This is a genomic window from Hydrogenophaga sp. PML113 (assembly GCF_001777155.1).
In the GTDB taxonomy this organism is placed as follows: domain Bacteria; phylum Pseudomonadota; class Gammaproteobacteria; order Burkholderiales; family Burkholderiaceae_C; genus Hydrogenophaga; species Hydrogenophaga borbori.
The window spans coordinates 1-18,997 of sequence record NZ_MIYM01000020.1 but is presented as its reverse complement, the minus strand read 5'-3'; the positions used below and the strand labels follow the sequence as shown (position 1 = coordinate 18,997).

At 65.9% G+C, this 18,997-nt stretch carries 18 protein-coding genes; 14 read left to right on the top strand and 4 right to left on the bottom strand.

Annotated features, from left to right (window positions below; all coding sequences use genetic code 11):
• Positions 1–165 precede the first annotated feature (165 nt).
• The 3 genes from BHU06_RS21510 to BHU06_RS21500 all read left to right on the top strand — a co-directional run bounded on the left by BHU06_RS21510 (position 166) and on the right by BHU06_RS21500 (position 2,941).
• Complete coding sequence (locus BHU06_RS21510; protein ID WP_175442903.1) at positions 166–444, top strand: hypothetical protein; 279 nt, start codon at positions 166–168, stop codon at positions 442–444.
• Positions 445–587: 143 nt separating this feature from the next.
• Positions 588–1,865, top strand: a complete 1,278-nt coding sequence (locus tag BHU06_RS21505) for a Rieske 2Fe-2S domain-containing protein (RefSeq protein ID WP_070401280.1) — start codon at positions 588–590, stop codon at positions 1,863–1,865.
• Between the two features lie 77 nt (positions 1,866–1,942).
• Positions 1,943–2,941, top strand: coding sequence for a tripartite tricarboxylate transporter substrate binding protein (locus tag BHU06_RS21500; RefSeq protein WP_083293379.1), 999 nt, complete (start codon positions 1,943–1,945; stop codon positions 2,939–2,941).
• A 5-nt stretch (positions 2,942–2,946) separates the two neighbouring features.
• Here the strand turns inward: BHU06_RS21500 and BHU06_RS21495 are convergent, their stop codons facing one another.
• A complete protein-coding gene (locus BHU06_RS21495) occupies positions 2,947–3,408 on the bottom strand; it encodes a MarR family winged helix-turn-helix transcriptional regulator (protein WP_083293378.1) in 462 nt (153 codons plus the stop codon).
• 95 nt (positions 3,409–3,503) lie between these two features.
• Between BHU06_RS21495 and BHU06_RS21490 the strand changes: the two genes are divergently transcribed.
• From BHU06_RS21490 to BHU06_RS21465, 6 genes are all read left to right on the top strand, one after another.
• Positions 3,504–4,469 carry a PDR/VanB family oxidoreductase gene (locus tag BHU06_RS21490; protein WP_070401278.1) on the top strand — a complete coding sequence of 322 codons (966 nt, stop codon included), beginning with the start codon at positions 3,504–3,506 and terminating at the stop codon, positions 4,467–4,469.
• Between the two features lie 753 nt (positions 4,470–5,222).
• Positions 5,223–5,930, top strand: a complete 708-nt coding sequence (locus BHU06_RS21485; protein WP_175442902.1) for an IclR family transcriptional regulator — start codon at positions 5,223–5,225, stop codon at positions 5,928–5,930.
• Positions 5,931–6,150: 220 nt separating this feature from the next.
• Complete coding sequence (locus BHU06_RS21480; RefSeq protein ID WP_175442901.1) at positions 6,151–7,026, top strand: tripartite tricarboxylate transporter substrate binding protein; 876 nt, start codon at positions 6,151–6,153, stop codon at positions 7,024–7,026.
• A 63-nt stretch (positions 7,027–7,089) separates the two neighbouring features.
• Positions 7,090–8,295 (top strand): aromatic ring-hydroxylating dioxygenase subunit alpha, encoded by a 1,206-nt coding sequence (locus BHU06_RS21475; RefSeq protein ID WP_070401275.1) that lies wholly within the window; start codon positions 7,090–7,092, stop codon positions 8,293–8,295.
• Positions 8,292–8,759, top strand: coding sequence for a nuclear transport factor 2 family protein (locus BHU06_RS21470; RefSeq protein WP_070401274.1), 468 nt, complete (start codon positions 8,292–8,294; stop codon positions 8,757–8,759). The genes BHU06_RS21475 and BHU06_RS21470 overlap by 4 nt, the downstream gene beginning before the upstream one ends.
• 352 nt (positions 8,760–9,111) lie before the next feature.
• The gene (locus tag BHU06_RS21465) at positions 9,112–9,867 is read left to right on the top strand and encodes a TSUP family transporter (RefSeq protein WP_070401273.1); all 756 of its coding nucleotides are present in this window, start codon (positions 9,112–9,114) and stop codon (positions 9,865–9,867) included.
• Between the two features lie 216 nt (positions 9,868–10,083).
• On the opposite strand, the gene BHU06_RS21460 is transcribed toward BHU06_RS21465, so the two are convergent.
• Together BHU06_RS21460 and BHU06_RS21455 are read right to left on the bottom strand one after the other, a co-directional pair.
• Positions 10,084–10,494 (bottom strand): nitrate reductase associated protein, encoded by a 411-nt coding sequence (locus BHU06_RS21460; protein ID WP_083293375.1) that lies wholly within the window; start codon positions 10,492–10,494, stop codon positions 10,084–10,086.
• A gap of 85 nt (positions 10,495–10,579) precedes the next feature.
• The gene (locus tag BHU06_RS21455) at positions 10,580–11,476 is read right to left on the bottom strand and encodes a LysR family transcriptional regulator (protein ID WP_070401271.1); all 897 of its coding nucleotides are present in this window, start codon (positions 11,474–11,476) and stop codon (positions 10,580–10,582) included.
• 52 nt (positions 11,477–11,528) lie between these two features.
• On the opposite strand from BHU06_RS21455, the gene BHU06_RS21450 reads away from it, so the two are divergent.
• The 5 genes from BHU06_RS21450 (at position 11,529) to BHU06_RS21430 (ending at position 18,038) form a co-directional block, all read left to right on the top strand.
• Complete coding sequence (locus BHU06_RS21450; RefSeq protein ID WP_070401270.1) at positions 11,529–14,438, top strand: molybdopterin oxidoreductase family protein; 2,910 nt, start codon at positions 11,529–11,531, stop codon at positions 14,436–14,438.
• Complete coding sequence (locus BHU06_RS21445; RefSeq protein ID WP_070401269.1) at positions 14,435–15,199, top strand: 4Fe-4S dicluster domain-containing protein; 765 nt, start codon at positions 14,435–14,437, stop codon at positions 15,197–15,199. Before BHU06_RS21450 ends, BHU06_RS21445 begins: the two co-directional genes overlap by 4 nt.
• Positions 15,196–16,128 carry a DmsC/YnfH family molybdoenzyme membrane anchor subunit gene (locus BHU06_RS21440; protein WP_070401268.1) on the top strand — a complete coding sequence of 311 codons (933 nt, stop codon included), beginning with the start codon at positions 15,196–15,198 and terminating at the stop codon, positions 16,126–16,128. The genes BHU06_RS21445 and BHU06_RS21440 overlap by 4 nt, the downstream gene beginning before the upstream one ends.
• The gene (locus tag BHU06_RS21435; protein ID WP_070401267.1) at positions 16,125–17,396 is read left to right on the top strand and encodes a SulP family inorganic anion transporter; all 1,272 of its coding nucleotides are present in this window, start codon (positions 16,125–16,127) and stop codon (positions 17,394–17,396) included. Before BHU06_RS21440 ends, BHU06_RS21435 begins: the two co-directional genes overlap by 4 nt.
• 267 nt (positions 17,397–17,663) lie before the next feature.
• The gene (locus BHU06_RS21430; RefSeq protein ID WP_070401266.1) at positions 17,664–18,038 is read left to right on the top strand and encodes a hypothetical protein; all 375 of its coding nucleotides are present in this window, start codon (positions 17,664–17,666) and stop codon (positions 18,036–18,038) included.
• Between the two features lie 284 nt (positions 18,039–18,322).
• On the opposite strand, the gene BHU06_RS21425 is transcribed toward BHU06_RS21430, so the two are convergent.
• Entirely contained in the window at positions 18,323–18,757 is a 435-nt protein-coding gene (locus BHU06_RS21425; RefSeq protein ID WP_070401265.1) for a bacteriohemerythrin, read from the bottom strand.
• Between the last annotated feature and the right edge of the window lie 240 nt (positions 18,758–18,997).

Genomic DNA, 18,997 nt, shown 5'->3' with positions numbered 1-18,997 from the left:
GCAGCCAACGATACGCGGCGAAATACCGAACAGCAATCCCTTTGAAATCAACAAGTTACCTGCCCATGCCCGCGCCGTTGCTGGGGAAGCGAACCGTCACTTTTGACACTGAAATCAAATGGACCCCGTTCGGGGGAGCCGGCCGTCAGGCACTTCGACTGGGTGGTGAACTGCACCGGGCTCGACCCCGGCACTGCCTGGCGGTCCAACCCCTTTCTGAATGCCCTCGCAGACCGCGGTTGGCTGCGGCTGGACCCGACCGGCATCGGCGTGCATGTGGGGTCCCACTGCGAAGCGCTGGATGCGGCCGGGAACCCGCAACCCACGCTGAGGGCCGTCGGTCCGCCTACCGCCGGAGTGTTCGGCGACCCGCTTGGGGTGCCGTTCATCTCCGCTCAGGTCCGGCGGATCCTGCCGGACGTGCTGCGCACCTTGGATTGCTGAGTTCGGGCCGCTCACCTCGGCAGCGCGTGCGTGTGACCCGCGAACGCCCCCACCGGCGGCGGGGGCGAGGGGCGCCGCATTGACAGCCCGCGGGCGCCATCGAATAATAGCGAACCGCAAGTAATTTTCGTCCGAGGTCACACATGCTGAATTCCGAGAACAATGAGATCCTCACCCGCGTCGGCCCCGGCACTGCCATGGGTGGCCTGTTCCGGCAGTTCTGGCAGCCCGCGCTTCTGTGCGAGGAGCTGCCGGCGCCCGATTGCGCTCCGGTGCGGGTTCGGCTGATGGGCGAGAACTTCGTTGCCTTCCGGGACTCCAGCGGGAAGGTCGGGCTGCTGGACGCGCATTGCCCGCACCGCCTGGCCGAGCTCTTCTTCGGGCGCAACGAGGAGGGCGGCCTGCGCTGCGTGTACCACGGCTGGAAGTTCAGCGTCACCGGCGAGCTGCTGGACATGCCGAGTGAACCTGCCGGCAGCCCGATGCGGTGCAATCCGAACATTCGCGCCAAGGCATACCCGGTCCACGAAGCCGGCGGCATCGTCTGGGCCTACCTGGGCCCGCAGGAGTCCATCCCGCCTTTGCCGCAGATGGAATTCATGGGCCTGCCGGCACAGAACTTCTACACCTCGAAGTGCCTGATGAAATGCAATTACCAGCAGGCGCTGGAAGGCAGCATCGATACAGCGCACCTCACCTTTCTGCACCGGTCCATGGCACCCATGCAGAAGGACGTGTTCAACGTCGGCCACCTGCAGGAGTACGGCGACGCCGACGGGGCGCCACGCTTTTTCTGCGAGGACACCGAGTACGGCATGCGCATCTCTGCGCGCCGGGACGGAGGCGAGGACACCTACTACTGGCGCATCACGCAGTGGCTGATGCCCGCGGCCGTGCTGGTGCCGACAGCCGAAGGCCTGGTCTGCAGGGCCAACCTGTTCATCCCCATCGACGATGAGAACTGCTGGTGGTACCGCATCCGCTACCACGCCGGACGTCCTCTGAGCGACGATGAACTCGCCGAGTACAAGGGCGGCGGCCTCGACTACGCGAAGCTGGTTCCGGGAACGTACATCCCCGAAGGCAACCGCGCCAACGATTACCTGATGGACCGCACCCTCCAGAAGAGCGGCTCGTTCACCGGCATCCTGAGCGCCCAGCTGCAGGACCTCGCAGTGCAGGAGAGCCAGGGCGCGATCGCCGACCGGACCAAGGAACACCTGGGCTCCTCGGATACCGCGATCGTCAAGTGCCGCCGGCGCCTGATCGAATCCGCGAAGAGGTTCGCCACGGAAGGCACGATCCCGGCGGCCGTCGCGCGCGCCGATCTGTACAAGCGGCGCGCCGTCGCCATACTCTTGCCCAAGGAGATGACCGCAGACCAGGCGGGAACCCATCCTGCGACCTTGCCGAGCGCCTGAGCGCGCCGCTGCAGTGGTCGGGCGCGCGCCGCCGAAGGGCGCGCCCGTGCATCGCCACCAATCCAAAGGAGACTCCGGTGAATGTTCTCGTGAAGTTCCGCCAAGCCCTCGCCCTGGCTGCCGCTGTAGTGGCGACCGCCTGTGCGTTTGCGGCGCAGGCCCAGCCCAGGGATTCCTGGCCGTCCAAGCCGATCCGCTTCGTGGTCCCGTTTGCCGCAGGCGGCTCAATCGACGTAGTGGCCCGTCTGATGGGCCGGCACTTGGAAGGACGGCTCGGTCAAAACGTCGTGGTGGAGAACCGCCCCGGCGCAGGTGGAATCGTCGGTGCGGACTTGGTGGCGCGGGCCGCGGCCGACGGGCACACCTTCCTGTTCACGGCGCAGGGGCCGCTGGTGCTCAATCCCTTCCTGATGAAGCGCCTGCCTTACAACGCCGAAACTGCGTTCGCGCCGGTCACCATCGTGGCCGAGGCACCGAATGTTTTGGTGACCAACCAAGCGTTCCCGGTGTCGAGTTTTTCCGACTTGCTTGCTTTTGCCAAGTCAAACCCGGACAAGATGACGTTTGGCACGCAAGGAGTGGGCACCACCGGGCACGTCACCGGCGAACTGATCAATCAGCTGACTGGGCTTGGTCTCACTCACGTTGCCTATCAGGGGTTTCCTCCCGCCCTGACGGACGTTCTGGCCGGGCGGGTCGGCATGATGATCGGGGACACGATCAATCTCGTGCCGCGCATCCGATCCGGCCAGCTGCGTCCCATCGCGATCGCGTCTGCCCGACGCAGCACCGTGCTGCCGCAGGTGCCGACCTTCGCCGAGGCGGGTCACCCTGAAATCGTCTCGGGCCCATGGTTCGCGGTGCTGGCACCCGCAGGCACCGGCATCGAGATCCGTCGCAAGCTCTCCGATGAGATGCGCCAGATCCTGAATCAGGGTGAGGTCCAGGAGAAGTTGAAGGAACTCGGCGTGGAAAGCCGAGGGATGACTCCGGAGGAGTTCGATGCCTACCTGAAGGCCGAGTACAAGCGCTGGGGCGGCGTGATTCGCAAGGCGGGGATCACGCTGGACAAGTGACCCGGCTACGGATCGCAGGCGCCAAGCCTGCCGGCTCGGCTTTCCAGCAGGGACATGGTGGTGAAGAAGGTACTCAGATCATCGGCGGGAATCCCGGCGAGAAGGTCGGCTTCCACCAGGTTGATCATGTCCTCCACCTGCCGGTGGACTTTCCTGCCGGTGGCCGTCAGGCTCAGTCGCAATCGCCGGCGGTCCTCGGGGTCCACGCCCTTCTTGAGGTAGCCCTGTTCGACCAGCTTGTCGATCGCCCGGCCGACGAAGAAGGCATCGGTGCTGGTGCGCTCGGCGACCTGCATCGCCGAGAGGGGCTCGTAGCGTCCGATGACGGCCATGACACGCCAGCTGGTCACCGTCAGGCCGAACTCGCTCTTCCACCACGGGGCGAGATGGCGTGTGATGCGCGATGCCACCGACAGGCAGCGGTAAGAGATTCTGTTTTCAAGAGGCACACGGGGAGCGTTGCGCATGCGCAGATTCTACGGATCGGGACAGCCGCGTCGGCTGCCGGTCCGCAGCGCGGCGCGAGCATTTCTTCGTCTGCCAGTCGGGAGAAGTCGAGACCATGAATGCGCAAATGCTGCAAGTGCGCGTGGCGCGCAAGATTGCCCTTGCGCTGGACATTGCCTTGTTCGAACTGGTGAGCACCGACGGCAGGGCACTGCCTCCGTTCTCTGCGGGCTCGCACGTGGACGTTCTGTTGCCCTCTGGTGTCACGCGCCAGTACTCGCTGTGCAACGATCCGGCGGAGTCGCACCGCTACCAGATTGCCGTGCTCAAGGACCCGCGGGGTAGGGGAGGGTCGCGCGCGATGCACGAGCTCGTGCGCGAAGGTGATGTGATCACCATCAGCGCACCCCGCAACCATTTCCCACTCACTCCGGGTGCCGAGGAGACCTTGCTGATCGCTGGCGGCATCGGCATCACGCCCTTACTGTGCATGGCCGAGCGGCTGTACGTGCTCAAGCTGCCTTTCACCCTTCATTACTGCACGCGTTCGGTGGAACGCACAGCGTTCCGGGAGCGCATCCAGCAGGCCGGCTATGCAGCGCACGTGCAGTTGCACCTTGACGACGGCCCGCAGCAGCAGAAGCTCGATTTGCCCGCGCTGCTGCGCACGCCACGGCGCGGAGTCCACATCTACACCTGCGGCCCCCAGGGTTTTATGGACGCTGTGCTGTCCAATGCGCGCAGCAGCGGCTGGCCGCAGGACCAGCTTCACTACGAGTTCTTCAGCGCCGCGCCGCAGAAGCTGGCCACCGACGGAAGCTTCGAGGTCAAGCTAGCCAGCTCCGGTCGAACCATCCGCGTTGCGGCCGACGCCACCGTGACCTCGGCGCTTGCGGCCGAAGGTATCCTGGTGCCGACCTCATGCGAGCAAGGCGTGTGTGGGACCTGCCTCACACGCGTGCTCGAAGGCGAGCCCGACCATCGGGACATGTACCTGACGCCGCAGGAGCAGTCCGCGAACGACCAGTTCCTGCCTTGCTGTTCCCGCTCCAAGTCAGCTTGCCTTGTTCTGGACCTTTGAGGCCGACGACGCGGCTGCGCCGCGTGGGCCGGAAGCCCGAGCGCGAGGAGTCGACCGGATGCCCAAGGCCGCTAGCGAGATCCTTGCGCCAAGCGCGCACGCCAGCCCGCCCCTGCTGCAAGCCTGGCTTTTTCAGGACGTCCGCTCGATGCCGCCCCCCGCAAGCGGACCGCACGCGCTCCTGGGAGCGCTTGCTTGGGCCGGTGGGCTATTGCGGATCTTGGCCATCGCGTACAGCGCAAAAAGACCAGCGGCCGCCAACCAAGCAGGGGCAGCCGCATCATCGCAGTCCAGCGCACTGGCTACATCGCTGACCTGCAGGGATGCCGGTTCACCCGCCCGGCCATCGCGGCGGGCTCCTGACGCCTGCGCACGGCGCGCGAACTCCGGGCCAGCAGGCACTTGCAGGAGTTCGAGTCGCATCGCCATCGGAAGCGCTTGCCACTGTTCCCGCGACAGCCGCAGACCGCATTCCTCCAGCTTGTGGGCGTACGGCGAGCGGCAGCCGGCGATTTGCAACTCCGTCGCTGCTGCTGCTCTGGCTCACACAAGCAGGGCAGGGCCGGTTCTGCACCTTACTCCACACCGAGAAGCACCTCGACGAAGATGATCACTTTGACAGGCAGGCGCTCGCCCTTTTCACTGGGTGCGTGTCATTGATCGGTAAGTCTCAGCAAGCATCCTATGGCAGAGCTGCATCCGAAGTCGCACCCCCCCACAAGCCCGATGTCGAGTGACAGCTCGGTGCGTTCCGTGGAACGCGCCATCGATGTGCTCTTCAGTTTCACACAACAGGAGCCGGTTCTCGACATTCCTGCGCTGCAGCAGCGCACCGGGCTGTCCCGACCCACTCTCTACCGACTGTTGCGAACACTGGAAAGCAGGGGGCTGATCTACTCGTTCGGCAACCCGCTACGTTTCCAACTGGGCGCCCGCATCGGCTTGCTCGCGAGCACGTGGACGCCTGCGCCTCCGCTGGTCACGCTGGCTGCCGGCCCACTGGAGCAGCTTTGGCGCAGCACCCAGGAAACCGTCGCGCTCATGATGCCCGTCTCCGCTTCCCATCGCATGTGCGTCTTCGAGCGGAAGAGCCCTCAGGCCCTCTCGTTCAGCCGCGGAGTGGGTTACACCGAGCCGCTGCACAACGGTGCCAGCGGCAAGGTCATACTGGCGCACTTGACGCCGGACCAGCGGCGGCAGTCGCTCAGCAATCTCAGCCGCCGTGCACGCGACCAGATCGCCCGTGACATCCAGACCGCGCTCCAGGACGGTGTGCTCGTGACGCACGCTGAAGTGATGGCGGGGACGGTGGCCGTCGCCTCGCCGGTGCTGACAAAAAGCGGCCAGCCGGTGGCGGCAGTCTGCGTGTTCGGGACGGAGATGCGGCTGCGCGGCGCCGCACTGCGCTCCTGTCGCAGCCAGACCGCCAAGGCGGCGCGCGACATCTCGACGCGACTCTGATCTGTCCACGCTCCGGACATTTTGAGGGTAACCCGCAAGACCCCGGCCCGCGGGAACGACTAGAGTAGGCCGGCAATCAACGATCGCAGCCGCGTCGACAGACGCGCCATCATCCTCCTCTAGGCTTCCCATGCGCCAAATATTCACGCTGATTTGCGTTGCTTCGGCCGCTCTGGCCTCACCCCTTGCGTTCGGGCAATCCTGGACACCGAGCAAGCCCGTGCGCATCGTCGTGCCGGCATCGGGCGGAACGGTTGATCTCGTCGCGCGTGCCGTGATCCCGGCGTTGCAGCAGGCTCTCGGTCAGCCGGTGATCGCCGATGCGAAACCAGGCGCGTCGGGCAACATTGCCGCTACCCTGGTTGCGAAGTCGCCGGGTGACGGTCACACCATCCTCACCGGTTTCAATCCGCTCGTCATCAGTACGTTCCTCTCAAAGAACCTGCAATACGATCTGCAGAAGGATCTGAAGCCGATCACGCTGGGTGTTACCTCCGAGCAGGTCCTGGTGGTCAACTCTGAAGTCCCAGTGTCCACCTTGGCTGAGTTCGTGGCGCTCGCGAAGAAGTCCGATGGGAACATGAACTTCGGATCCATCGGCACCGGCAGTGCGTCGCACCTCACGATGGAGCTGTTCAAGTCCCGTGCGGGCGTCGAGATCAAGCACATCCCCTACAAGGGGGCTGCCCCCGCCATGACCGATCTCCTCGGCAAGGTGACCCACGCAGGGGTATTTGCGGCGGCAAACGTCATTCCCTACGTCAAGGACGGCCGGCTCAAAGCGCTCGCGGTCACCGGCAGCAAGCGGCTGAAGGCGCTTCCCAATGTCCCCTCCATGGCGGAGGCAGGCTTCCCGAATTTCAGTGCCACCATCTGGATCGGTTTCCTTGCTCCGGCCAGCACGCCGGACCCGGTGGTGCGCGACATGCAGCAGCAGTTCGCGCGGGCGCTCATGAGTCCCGGAGTGCAGAAAAACATGGAAGCCAACGAGTTCGACGTTGTTGCGAACTCACCGGAGGAATTTGCAAAGTTCCTGAAGCGGGAAGCTGAAACCTGGGGCAGGGTCGCCAAGCAGGCGGGCCTCGTCGCCGAGTAGCGTTACCGGCCACCGATTTTTTCCAAGGCGCGCGCTCCGCGCCGAACCAAGCAGGTACATCCCATGCAGAACCCTGGCCACTTGCCTCCGGCATTGCCGCCCACCCACTATCTGGACAACCGGATCTTCACCGATCCATCCATCTTCCGGGAGGAACAGGAACGTCTGTTCTCCAAGGTGTGGCAGTTTGTCTGCCATGAGAGCGAGCTGCCGAACAGCGGTGACTTCCGCACCACGCAGGTCGCGGGAAAGCCACTCATCGTGGTCCGCGACGAAAGCGGCAGCATCCGAGCCTTCTTCAACGTCTGCCGGCATCGTGCCGCGGAAGTGGTGCGTTCCGAGTCCGGCAACGCGCGCTCGTTCACTTGCTTCTACCACCACTGGAACTACGGGTTGGACGGAAGCCTGCGAGCGGTCTCCAAGCCGGAAGGATACGAGCGCGCATGTCTAGACAAGGCTGCGCTCGGCCTCGTTCCGGTGAGGACCGAGTCCGTGCTCGGGCTGGTCTTCACCTGTCTGGATCCGCAAGCGCCTGCGTTGAGGGAGTACCTCGGAGAAATCCTCCGCCCATTGCAGGACCCACTCGGGTCGGTGCCGATGCAAGTCATCCACTTCCACAAGGCAGTGGTCAAGACGAACTGGAAGCTCTGGCAGGACAACAACAGCGAACGCTATCACAGCATGCTGCACGCGATCAACCGGGCGACGCAACCCTGGGTGTTGGGCAAGACCAGCCCGATGAAGCTGCGCCTGTTTCCCAATGGCCATAGTGGCTACTGGTCCGAGGGCGAGGCCGCCGTCGCGTACGAGCGCGGCGGCTACACCAATGTGACCGGGGGCACGTTGCCGGGCATGCGCGACAATGAAATGCGGGTGGTCAACTTGTTTCCTGATCTGATGGTGAATATTCGCTCGAACGTGGTGCGGATCGACCGCATGATTCCGATCGACGAGCAGCACACGATGGTCGAATGGCGGGGGCTTGGTGTCGCCGGCGACGATGCCGAGACGCGGGAGCTAAGGCTGCGCCATCACAACATGTTCTGGGGCCCGGCGGGGCGCAACCTGCCGGAGGACCTGATTGCGGTGGAATCGCAGTACCGTGCCATGCGTGCCGACGCAGTCCGCTACAGCATTCTCGCGCGAGAGGAAGACCTCAATCCGACGGACGACGCGAACCTGCGAGCCTATTATCAAGAGTGGAACCGGCTGATGGGGCGAAGCGCGTCAGCACCGTTCGAGGCGCACGCACAAGAGGTGACGCTGTGAGCTACGAGAATCTTCTGGACGCGTTCGAGGTGCAGCAGTTCATCCAGCGCACGGCCGCGCTGTTGAACGCCGAGAAGCTTTCCGAATGGCTGGAGCAGTTCCATTCGGATGGCTTGTACGAGATCACCGCGTACAGCACTGAGCTTGGCAAGGAGCTGGCATGGTGGAAGCAGGAATTGCCGCTGCTGCAAAAAACCATCTCGGAGGTGCCGAGACACGTGCGTGATCCGGCCAAGCGTCTGCACGTGCTGGGACCGCCGCTGGTGAGCGTGACGGGTGACGCGGCGCGAGGGCAAACGGCCTTCTCGGTATTTCGCACCCTGCCAACAGGGGAGACCAGCCTCTTCGTGGTGGGCCGCTACCTTGACGAGCTGGTGCGGGTCGGGAGCGGCTGGCGCTTCAGCGTCCATCGGGTGCAACTGGAGACACGCGTCCTCGATGCATTTACGCATCTGCCGCTGTAGATGTCGCAGCCAAGCGGTTGCTCACAACGCGAATGCTCCTGATGGGCGGCTTGCAATGTCGCGGAGTGTTGGCCAAACGGCGAGTTCGTACGTGACGAATGCCCAGGTATCGTCGCAGAGCGAAGCTTGAGCCAGGCTGCCGACTGAACATTGAGCGAGGGCTAGATGCCTTCCGCGAGCGTTCGGCACGCGATAAGCCTCGAGATCGAATGCTTTCCAATGGTGAACACCTTTGAACGCTGGACATGCAACGAATGCACACCCCGCTGGTTCGGCAAGCCATTCAGGTGCTGAGGACACTCCAGATCATTTCCGGTCGCCCAGGGTTGCACTTTCCTGGCGAGAGGGGCGCATGAGCGGCGCCCAGGTCGCACTGTTCATCGCTTTCGTGGTGGTCGCGACCCTGGCGCAGGGGCTGACAGGCTTCGCGTTCGTGCTGGTACTGCTTGGGCTCGCCGGCCTGTTCCAGCTTGCGCCCGTGACCGACCTGGCGAACGTGGCAACCACGCTGGCCGTGCTGGGCGCGGCGGCAATGCTGCGCACCTCGCTGAGACACGTCGACCGTACTGCCTATCGCGAGGCGGTGGCTGGATCCGCGCCGGGGGTTCTCGCCGGTGTGCTGTTGCTACAGTGGCTGAGCGCAAACGTCATGACCGTGTTGGGCGTGCTGCTCGGCGTGACCATCTTCGCATGCGCGATCACCATGTTGCGGCCGGGAAACGTGCTGCCAGTACGGTCCAGCGGCATCTGGTTCGGCGGCTTCGGCCTGCTCTCGGGAGTGCTGGGCGGCCTGTTTTCGGCCGGCGGCCCCCCGCTTGTGTACCACTTCTACCGACAGCCCATGGCAATGGAAGCACTGCGGGCCACCTTGGTCGCCGCGCTGACCACGATGAGCGTGATGCGGATTGTCGTCGTCCTGGCAACGGGACAGTTCAGCCTGCTTGCGCTGAAGATGATCCTGCTCGCCGCCCCTGCGGTGCTGGGGACGTCCTGGCTGCTGCGACGCTATCCCCCCCGCTGGCGACGCGAGACGGTGCTCAGGATCGTGTGCGTGTTGCTTCTCGCCACCGGCGTCAGCATCGCCGCCTCAGCCCTGCTGGGACGTTGAGTCCGCACGCATGAGGAACCTGTGCAGGCGCGACTGCGCGGCATCGATGAGGCGGCACACTACCGCCGCGTGTCACGCGGGTCGATGATTGTCCTCCACGCTGAAGGCTTCTGCAGTGAGGAACGAGGAGGTGAGCTCGCTCAGTTCCGCCTCCAGCTCGCGTTCGCGTTGCTTGGGATCGGCCGCCGCACTGATTCGCGCTTGTACGCGTCCCCTTCACCGCGCAGCGAGCCCCACTCCGCCGGCGGCCACCCAAGTTTTAGCCCGATTCCGCCTGCTGAGAACATAGTGCGCAAAAGGCGTCGCAGCGGCGAGCCAAGCACCGGCCGCGGCGGCATCGCAGTCCAGCGCCTGGGCGACCTCGTAAGCCTCCAGGCGCGCCGGTTGCCGCAGGCGCGTGTCGCGACTGGCGCCGGCCTGGAGCGCGCACAGCGCGAAGTCCGCGCCGGCAGGCAAGTGCAGCAGTTCCGCACGCGTCTCCAGCGGCAGCGCTTGCCACTCGAGCAGCGACAGCCGCAGCCGGCAGCCGTCCAGTTTGTGGCGCACAGCGAGCGGCAGCCACAGCAGGCAGCGAGCTTCGTCGGGTTCGAAGGAGAGGCAGGCGGTGGGCCCCACGTCGGGTCGCATACGGCCAGCATAGCGCCCGCCTGGAGTTCGAGAACGCAATATTCAGGTCGCATTGACCTGAATAATCGATCGTCCTCGGGCCGTGTCAGTCCGTCGTGCAGTGGCGCAGGAACCCTTCGGCTGCGGCGCCCAGCTTCTTCGCCCGGTGCAGCACGATGGAGAGCGTGCGCTGCATCGGCGGCAGGGTTGTGGCAAGCTCCACCAGCCACCCCTCGGCGATCGCCTCCTTCACCGCCAGCCGCGACAGGCACCCCAGGCCCAGTCCTGCGGCCACGACGCGCTTGACCGCCTCGTTGCTCCCCAGCTCGAGCTCCACCTCCATCTGTGTCAGATGCGGGATCAGCCAGCGGTCCGAGGCTTCCCGAGTGCCAGAGCCGGGTTCGCGCAGGACCCAGGTGGCATGGTTCAGCTGGCGTGCGCCGGCGCGGCGTTCCGCCAACGGGTGGCCGGCGGCGGCGACCACGACGATCTCATCGCTGCGCCACTTGCTGACCGAGAGCTCCGGGTGGCTGTGGGTCCCCTCGATGAAACCGATGTCGGAGCGGAACGAGGCGACCCGCTCGAACACGTCATGCGTGTTGGCGATATCCAGCAGCACGTGGCTGCGCGGGTTCGCCTGCTTCCACCTGGCGATCAGCACCGGGAGCAGGTACTCGCCGATCGTGTAGCTGGCGGCCAGCCGCAGCGACGCCGCATGGGCCGCGGTGAACAGGGCTTCCGTCTCCACCGCCTGCTCCAGGATTCCGGCCGCGCGCGGCAGCAGGGCCCGCCCATTCTCGTTGATGACCAGCTTCTTGCCCACCCGGTCGAAGAGCTGCGCACCAAGCACGGCCTCCAGCTCGCCGAGCGCGTTACTCGCGGCCGACTGCGAGCGCGAGATCTCGTCGGCCGCGGCCCGCGTCGTGCCGCCGCGCGCCACCGCCGCGAACACCTCCAGCTGGCGCAGCGTGAGCTTCAGTCTCTGATCGATTTTCTGATTCACTGCGACCGGAATTATGCGGCACGCGAATCTGTGCGCTGTCTAGCATAAGCTTATGTTCAAGTTCCTCTCCAGCGAGCCGGTGCACGATGCAACCGCGAGCAGCACCGCGGACACCGAGGTCAAGACGACTACGTGCTACATGTGTGCCTGCCGCTGCGGCATACGCGTGCACCTGCGCGACGGGCAGGTCCGGTACATCGACGGCAATCCCGACCACCCGATCAACAAGGGCGTGATCTGCGCCAAGGGCAGCGCGGGAATCATGAAGCAGGTATCGCCTGCGCGCCTGACGCAGCCGCTTCTGCGCAGGCCAGGCAGCGAGCGGGGCGAGGGTGAGTTCGAGCCGATCTCCTGGGAGCGCGCCTACGAGCTGCTCACCGAGCGCCTGGGCCGTATCCGCGCCACCGATCCGAAGAAGTTCGCCCTGTTCACCGGGCGCGACCAGATGCAGGCCCTCACCGGCCTGTTCGCGCGCCAGTTCGGCACACCGAACTATGCGGCGCACGGCGGCTTCTGTTCGGTGAACATGGCTGCCGGCATGATCTATTCGGTCGGCGGCAGCTTCTGGGAGTTCGGCGGCCCGGACCTGGATCGCGCCAAGCTGTTCGTGATGATAGGCACCGCGGAAGACCACCACAGCAACCCGATGAAGATCGCCTTGGGCGACTTCAAGCGCAAGGGCGGCCGCTTCATCTCGATCAACCCCGTGCGCACCGGCTATTCGGCGATCGCCGACGAGTGGATTCCGATCCGCCCCGGCACCGACGGCGCACTGTTCATGGCGCTGCTGCACGAACTGCTCGCGCAAGGCCTGGTCGACCGGTCCTTCCTGCAGCGGTTCACCAATGCGCCGCAACTGGTGGTGCTGGACGAGGGCGAGCGCGAAGGCCTGTTCGCCTTCGATCCCGCCGCCGGCCCGCCCGGCGACGGCCGCCACCCGCACAACAAGCTGGCATGGGACCTGGCCAGCGGCCGGGTGGTGCAGGCCTATCCGGAAGGCGTGCAGGAAGGGCGCCAATTGGCGCTGGAGGGACACTACAAGCTGGCGGACGGGACGCGTGTGGCGCCAGCCTTCCAGCTGTTGCGAGACCGCGTTGCCGACACCACGCCCGAGTGGGCAGAGGACATCACTGGCATTCCGGCCGAGCGCATCCGCCAGCTGGCGCGGGAAGTGGGGGAGACGGCGCTGCACCAGGCCTTCGAACTTCCCATTCCATGGACCGATGCGTGGGGGAAGCGGCACCCCACCACCCAAGGGCGGCCGGTGGCCTTCCACGCCATGCGCGGGCTGGCGGCGCATTCCAACGGTTTCCAGACGGTGCGCGCGCTGGCGGTGCTCATGAGCGTGCTGGGCACCATCGACGCCCCCGGCGGCTTCCGCCACAAGGCGCCGTACCCGCGCCACATCGTGCCGAACTACCGGGCCTTCAACGACCCGTCCATGATCAAGCCCAACACGCCGCTGAACGCGGCGCCGTTGGGTTTTCCCGCCGGTCCCGACGAATTGGCGGTGCACGAGGACGGAACGCCGCTGCGCATCGATCACGCGTTCTCCTGGGAGCACCCGCTGTCGGCCCACGGGATGATGCACAACGTCATCACCAACGCGGTGCGCGGTGACCCCTACGAGATCGACACCCTGTTGATCTTCATGGCGAACATGGCGTGGAACTCCACCATGAACACCATGGAGGTGCGCAAGAAGCTCAACGCGCGCGGCGAGGACGGCAACTACAAGATTCCGTTCCTGGTGGTGTGCGATGCCTTCCAGAGCGAGATGGTCGCCTTCGCCGACCTGGTGCTGCCGGACACTACATATCTCGAGCGGCACGACGTCATGAGCATGCTGGACCGGCCGATCTCAGAGTACGACGGTCCGGTGGATTCCGTGCGAGTCCCCGTGGTGGAGCCCACCGGGAACTGCAAGCCGTTCCAGGAGGTGCTGATCGAGCTGGCCTCGCGCCTGAAGTTCCCCGCCTTCACCCAAGAGGACGGCACGCGCAAGTTCAAGGACTATCCCGATTTCGTCGTCAACTTCCAGGCCCAGCCGGGCGTGGGCTTTCTCATGGGCTGGCGCGGCAAAGAGGGCACTGAGCACCTGCGCGGCGATCCCAACCCCCGGCAGTGGGAGATGTACGCCAGGAACAACTGCGTTTTCCAGTACCACATGCCGGAAGACCAGCAGTACATGCGCAACTGGAACCAGCCTTACCTGGACTTCGCCAAGGACAAGGGCTGGCGGCAGCGCAACGACCCGGTGCAGCTGGCCATCTACTCGGACACGCTGCAGGCCTTCCGGCTGGCCGCGCAGGGCAAGAGCAAGGGCCGCCAGCCGCCGGAGCACCTGCGCGAGCGCATCGCCACCTACTTCGATCCGCTGCCGTTCTGGTATGCGCCGCTGGAGACCGCCTGCATCGACGCCGACCGCTACCCCCTGGCGGCGATCACCCAGCGGCCGATGGCGATGTACCACTCCTGGGATTCGCAGAACGCCTGGCTGCGCCAGATCCACAGCCACAACTACCTGTACGTGAACCCGCGCACCGCGCAGGAAGCTGGCATCGAGGACGGCGGCTGGGCCTGGGTGACCAGCGCCTGGGGCGAGCTGCGCTGCATGCTGCGCTACAGCGATGCGGTGGAGCCGGGCACGGTCTGGACTTGGAACGCGATCGGCAAGGGTTCCGGCGCCTGGCAGTTGGCGCCTGCCGCCGACGAGTCACGCAAGGGCTTCCTGCTCAATCACCTGATCACGGAGGAGCTGCCCTTTGCCGGCGGACACATCAGCAACTCCGACCCGGTTACCGGCCAAGCCGGCTGGTACGACGTGCGGGTGAACCTGCGCCCGGCGGCCCCCGAAGAACCAGCGGAAACCTTCCCCCAGATTGCAACCGTGCCGAGCGCCCCAGGCGTGCTCGGCGGCGCCCGCAAGGTGCTTGCCTACCTCGTTCCCAGGAAGCCATGAACCCAGTCCAGCCAGCCCCCGAAACACTGGCCAAGCAGCTCGCTCTGGTCATCGACCTGAATGTCTGCGTCGGCTGCCATGCCTGCGTCACCTCGTGCAAGGAGTGGAACACCTCGGGCGCGGCCGGCCCGCTGACAGACCTGAATGCTTACGGCGAGCGGCCCACCGGCACCTTCTTCAACCGGGTCCAGACCTTCGAGGCCGATAGCTACCCGGACACGCAGACCATCCACTTCCCCAAGAGCTGCCTGCACTGCGAGGACCCACCCTGCGTGCCTGTCTGCCCTACCGGTGCCAGCTACAAGCGCAAGAGCGACGGCATCGTGCTGGTGGACTACGACAAGTGCATCGGCTGCAAATATTGCAGCTGGGCCTGCCCCTACGGCGCCCGTGAGTTCGACGAGGAACGCAAGGTGATGACCAAGTGCACCCTGTGCGTGGACCGCATCTACGACGAGCTGCTGCCGCCGCAGGACCGCAAGCCGGCCTGCGTGAAGGCCTGTCCGACTGGCGCCCGCCTGTTCGGCGACGTCAAGGATCCGGACTCCGAGGTATCGCAGGCGATCCGCGAGCGTGGCGGCTACCAGCTGATGCCTGAGTGGGAGACCCAGCCGGCCAACCACTACCTTCCGCGCCAGGTCACCCGGAGCACGGCGCCGCAGGCGCAGCCGAAGTTCCGGCTGGGCGATTTCCTGAAGGGCGAACCGGCGTCCGGCAAGCACAAGCCAGGCAGCGGTGCGTTGGAAAAAGACGCCCGATGAAGCCAGCCCTCTCGATCATCCTTTTCACCACGATCGCCGGCGCCGCCCAGGGGATGGTGGTGGCACTGGCGTTGGCCACTCTGGCCGGAATGGCGCCCGCCACGGCGCTCGCCCCCCTGCTTTGGGCGGCCACCGGCATGTTGCTGGTGGCCCTGGTCGCCTCCTTCTTCCATCTGGGGCATCCGCTGCGCGCCTGGCGTACGGTGCTGATGTGGCGCACCTCCTGGATGTCGCGCGAGGTGATCGTGCTGCCGGCGTTCATCGCGCTGGTAGGCGGCTGGGCGCTGCTGGCCACACTGGCGCAGCGCGACGCGGTGGCGCCGCACTGGCTCGCCGGAATGGCGATCGTCGGCGCCGTGCTCCTGTGGTACTGCACCGCGATGATCTATGCCTGCATCCGCTTCATCCAGGAATGGGCGCATCCGCTCACGGTGGTGAACTACACGACGCTCGGCCTGGCCTCCGGCTTTGTCACGGCCGGCGCGCTGGCGGTAATGGCGGGGGAACCCGGGTTCGCCTCCGACATCGCCCCCTGGGCGCTGGCGGCCACGGCGCTGGCGTGGTTCACCCGCACGCTGTCGCTGCGCCGCAATGCGCGGCTGAAGCCGAAGTCCACCACCCAGACGGCGACCGGCATCCAGGCGGCGCGGGTGGTGCAGAAGTCCATGGGCATGACCGGCGGCTCCTTCAATACGCGAGAGTTCTTCCATGGGGCTTCGGCACACGCAATGCGCATGGCGCGGACAGGCTTTCAGGTGCTGGCCTTCGCACTGCCGATCCTGCTGCTTGCCTGGGCGCTGCTGAGCGGCTCGGCGCTGGCGTGGCTGCTGGCGCTGGGATCTCAGGCAGCAGGCCTGCTGGCGGAGCGCTGGTTCTTCTTTGCACAGGCACGGCACCCGCAGAACATCTACTACCAGGCAGTGTCGTGACGCCGGCGCTGCCCTTCCTGCGCTGGCTGCCGCAGTGGCGGCAGAAGGACGTGCTGCGGGCGGACCTGCTGGCCGGCCTGACCGGGGCCATCGTGGTGCTGCCCCAGGGCGTGGCCTTCGCCACGCTGGCGGGCATGCCGCCCGCCTACGGCCTCTATGCGGCGATGATGCCGTGCGTGATCGCCGCGCTGTTCGGCAGCAGCCGCCTGATGGTGACGGGGCCGGCCAATGCCATCTCGCTCACCACCATGGCGCTGGTGGCACCGCTGGCGGCGGTGGGCAGTTCGCAGTACGTGGGCCTGGTGCTCACGCTCACGTTCGTGGTGGGGGCGCTGCAGTTGCTGCTGGGGATGGCGCGCGTCGGCAAGTGGGTTGAGCTGGTGCCGCATGCGGTGATCGCCGGCTTCACCGCCGGCGCCGCCGTGCTGATCGTCAACAGCCAGGTCGGCACGCTGCTCGGACTCGACCTGCCGCGCGGGCTATCGGTGGCGCAGACGCTGCGGGCGGTATTCACGACCGGGCAGTCCATCCAGGCGCTACCGGTGATCGCCGCCATGGCCACCATCCTGATCAATTTGGCGGCGCTGCGGCACAGCCGCTGGATACCGCCGATTTTGATGGCAGTGATCGGCGGCACCGCCATCACCTGGCTCGCCGCCGGCCTGCTGGGCGCGCAGCCGGCCACCGTGGAGGCGCTGCCGGGGGCGCTGCCGCCGCTGTCGCTGCCCGACTTGCGCCAGGTGCCGAACCTGGTGCTGCCGGCGCTGGTGATGACGCTGCTGGCGGTGACCGAGGCGATGGCGATCGCCAAGGCGTTCGCGCGGCGCGCCAACGAGCCTTTCGACGGCAACCAGGAACTGGTCGGCCAGGGGCTGGCCAACCTGACCGGCTCCTTCTTCTCATCGTATCCAGCCAGCGGTTCATTCAACCGCTCCGGCGTGAACGTGGCGGCCGGCGCCCGCACGCCGCTGGCGGCGGTCAGCGCCGCCGTGCTGCTGATCGTGATCCTGTCCTTTGTCGCGCCCTGGGCGCGCTGGCTTCCGCTGGCGGTAATCGGGGGGCTGCTGGTGGTCGTGGCGTGGGGGCTGGTGAACCCGCGCGAGATCCGGCACCTATGGAAGCATGAGCCGGTCGACCGGCTGCCGATGGTCGTGACCTTCGCCGGGACGGTGACGCTGTCGCTGGAGTGGGCGATCCTCCTCGGACTGGCGACGGCCTGGGTGTCGCGGCGGCTGGCGGGCCCGGAGACGGGGAGTGGGAGCTTGTAGGGGGGAGGCAACTCGGCCGCGGACCACGTACTTCACGGTCGCCGGCAGGAGCTGCTTGATTCCCGCAGCCCGGCGTCCCGCATCGCATGGCCCTGCGGCTTATCCAGTACCGCGTCCGGCAGTAAACGCTGAACAGCCCGACCGGGGCTTTGTTCATCTAGACGCGTCCGGTTTTGCGATTTACCGGCTAAAACCGAGGCGCGGTCTGTAGCTGGAGAGCACCACCAGCAACCGTGAAATTGCCGCGCGCAACGAGATGCGCGTCAGATGCAACTTCGGCCAACGAGAGCACCGGCGTGGTTCACCCGCACGCTGTCGCTGCGCCGCGATGCGCGGCTCAAGCCCAAGTCCACCACGCAGACCGCCACAGGCATCCAATGCGGCGCGGGTGGTGCAGAAGTCGATGGGCATGACTGGTGGCTCGTTCAACACGCGCGAGTTCTTCCACGGCGCCTCGGCCCCCGCAGTGCGCATGGCTCGGGTGGGCTTCCAGGGCTGCCCGCCTGGGCGCTGCTGTCCGGCTCGGCGCTGGCTTGGCTGCTGGCGCTGGCCTCGCAGGCGGCCGGCCTGCTGGCCGAGCGCTGGTTCTTCTTCGCCCAGGCGCGCAATCCGCAGAACATCTACTACCAGAGCGTGTCGTGACCTGCTGCCCTTCGGGCGCTGGCTACCGCATTGGCAACGGAAGGACGTGCTGCAGGCCGACCTGCTGGCCGCCCGTCAGATCACAGCAACCCTTAGCCTGTGCATGCACGCTGCGGCAGTTCTGCAGCAACATAAGATTCCCGTGGATCTGAGGTGCCGCGTGTCCGGTCCACTTGCTGCTTGCGATAGTCAGCGGCCAAGAAAGGAACCCGGCTCTTGCCACCGTACCCGTTCTTCCCAAGCAGGCTGGCCGCCGAAGGAATTCGCGCCGCGGGCGCGCGAGCTCAGGCCTTTGGGCGGCGGCTGATCTGAACGGGCGCTCCGCCGAAGCGCTGCTTCGAACGATAGGTTGCAACGCCGGCATCCATCTCCTGGACGTGGTGCGGCAGCCAATCGAGCAGTTCCACGGATAGGCTCTGCACCACCCGCTGCTTCATTTCGGGCGGATGGGCGGCGCCGACCAGCACCTCCCGGACTTCATCGAAGGACTTCAGCACGTTGGCATGTTCGTCCAAGTGGCACTTCGAGTTGCCATCCTTCATGTCGCGCAGGTGCTCGTCCTCCATGGCGAAGTGCTGCGCCGCGTGCGCGCGCAATGCGTCGAGGGCAGGCACCATGTCGTCCGCGGATGCGCCCAGCAGGCGCGTGATGAGCGCGTGCAACTCTTCGTGGTCGCGGTCAAGGGTTTCCTCTCCCAGCTTGAGTTCGGATTTGTCCATAGCGTAATTGGACCACGAGTCGTGCCGGGCTGCCTCAGCCGCAGCTCGTCGCAGCCGAGGCAAGCCATGCGGAGCTCCTGCAGTGCGGCTGGCGAACTGCACTCGTCCTAGCAGGGGTCCATTTGATTTCAGTGTCAAAAGTGACGGTTCGCTTCCCCAGCAACGGCGCGGGCATGGGCAGGTAACTTGTTGATTTCAAAGGGATTGCTGTTCGGTATTTCGCCGCGTATCGTTGGCTGC

What these genes read in the sequence shown, in the direction of transcription:
- BHU06_RS21430 (WP_070401266.1), top strand. Translation starts at nt 17,664, where the DNA reads ATGCAACTTCGGCCAACGAGAGCACCGGCGTGGTTCACCCGCACGCTG.
- BHU06_RS21490 (WP_070401278.1), top strand. Translation starts at nt 3,504, where the DNA reads ATGAATGCGCAAATGCTGCAAGTGCGCGTGGCGCGCAAGATTGCCCTT.
- BHU06_RS21450 (WP_070401270.1), top strand. Translation starts at nt 11,529, where the DNA reads ATGTTCAAGTTCCTCTCCAGCGAGCCGGTGCACGATGCAACCGCGAGC.
- BHU06_RS21475 (WP_070401275.1), top strand. Translation starts at nt 7,090, where the DNA reads ATGCAGAACCCTGGCCACTTGCCTCCGGCATTGCCGCCCACCCACTAT.
- BHU06_RS21425 (WP_070401265.1), bottom strand. Translation starts at nt 18,757, where the DNA reads ATGGACAAATCCGAACTCAAGCTGGGAGAGGAAACCCTTGACCGCGAC.
- BHU06_RS21445 (WP_070401269.1), top strand. Translation starts at nt 14,435, where the DNA reads ATGAACCCAGTCCAGCCAGCCCCCGAAACACTGGCCAAGCAGCTCGCT.
- BHU06_RS21495 (WP_083293378.1), bottom strand. Translation starts at nt 3,408, where the DNA reads ATGCGCAACGCTCCCCGTGTGCCTCTTGAAAACAGAATCTCTTACCGC.
- BHU06_RS21460 (WP_083293375.1), bottom strand. Translation starts at nt 10,494, where the DNA reads ATGCGACCCGACGTGGGGCCCACCGCCTGCCTCTCCTTCGAACCCGAC.
- BHU06_RS21465 (WP_070401273.1), top strand. Translation starts at nt 9,112, where the DNA reads ATGAGCGGCGCCCAGGTCGCACTGTTCATCGCTTTCGTGGTGGTCGCG.
- BHU06_RS21505 (WP_070401280.1), top strand. Translation starts at nt 588, where the DNA reads ATGCTGAATTCCGAGAACAATGAGATCCTCACCCGCGTCGGCCCCGGC.
- BHU06_RS21440 (WP_070401268.1), top strand. Translation starts at nt 15,196, where the DNA reads ATGAAGCCAGCCCTCTCGATCATCCTTTTCACCACGATCGCCGGCGCC.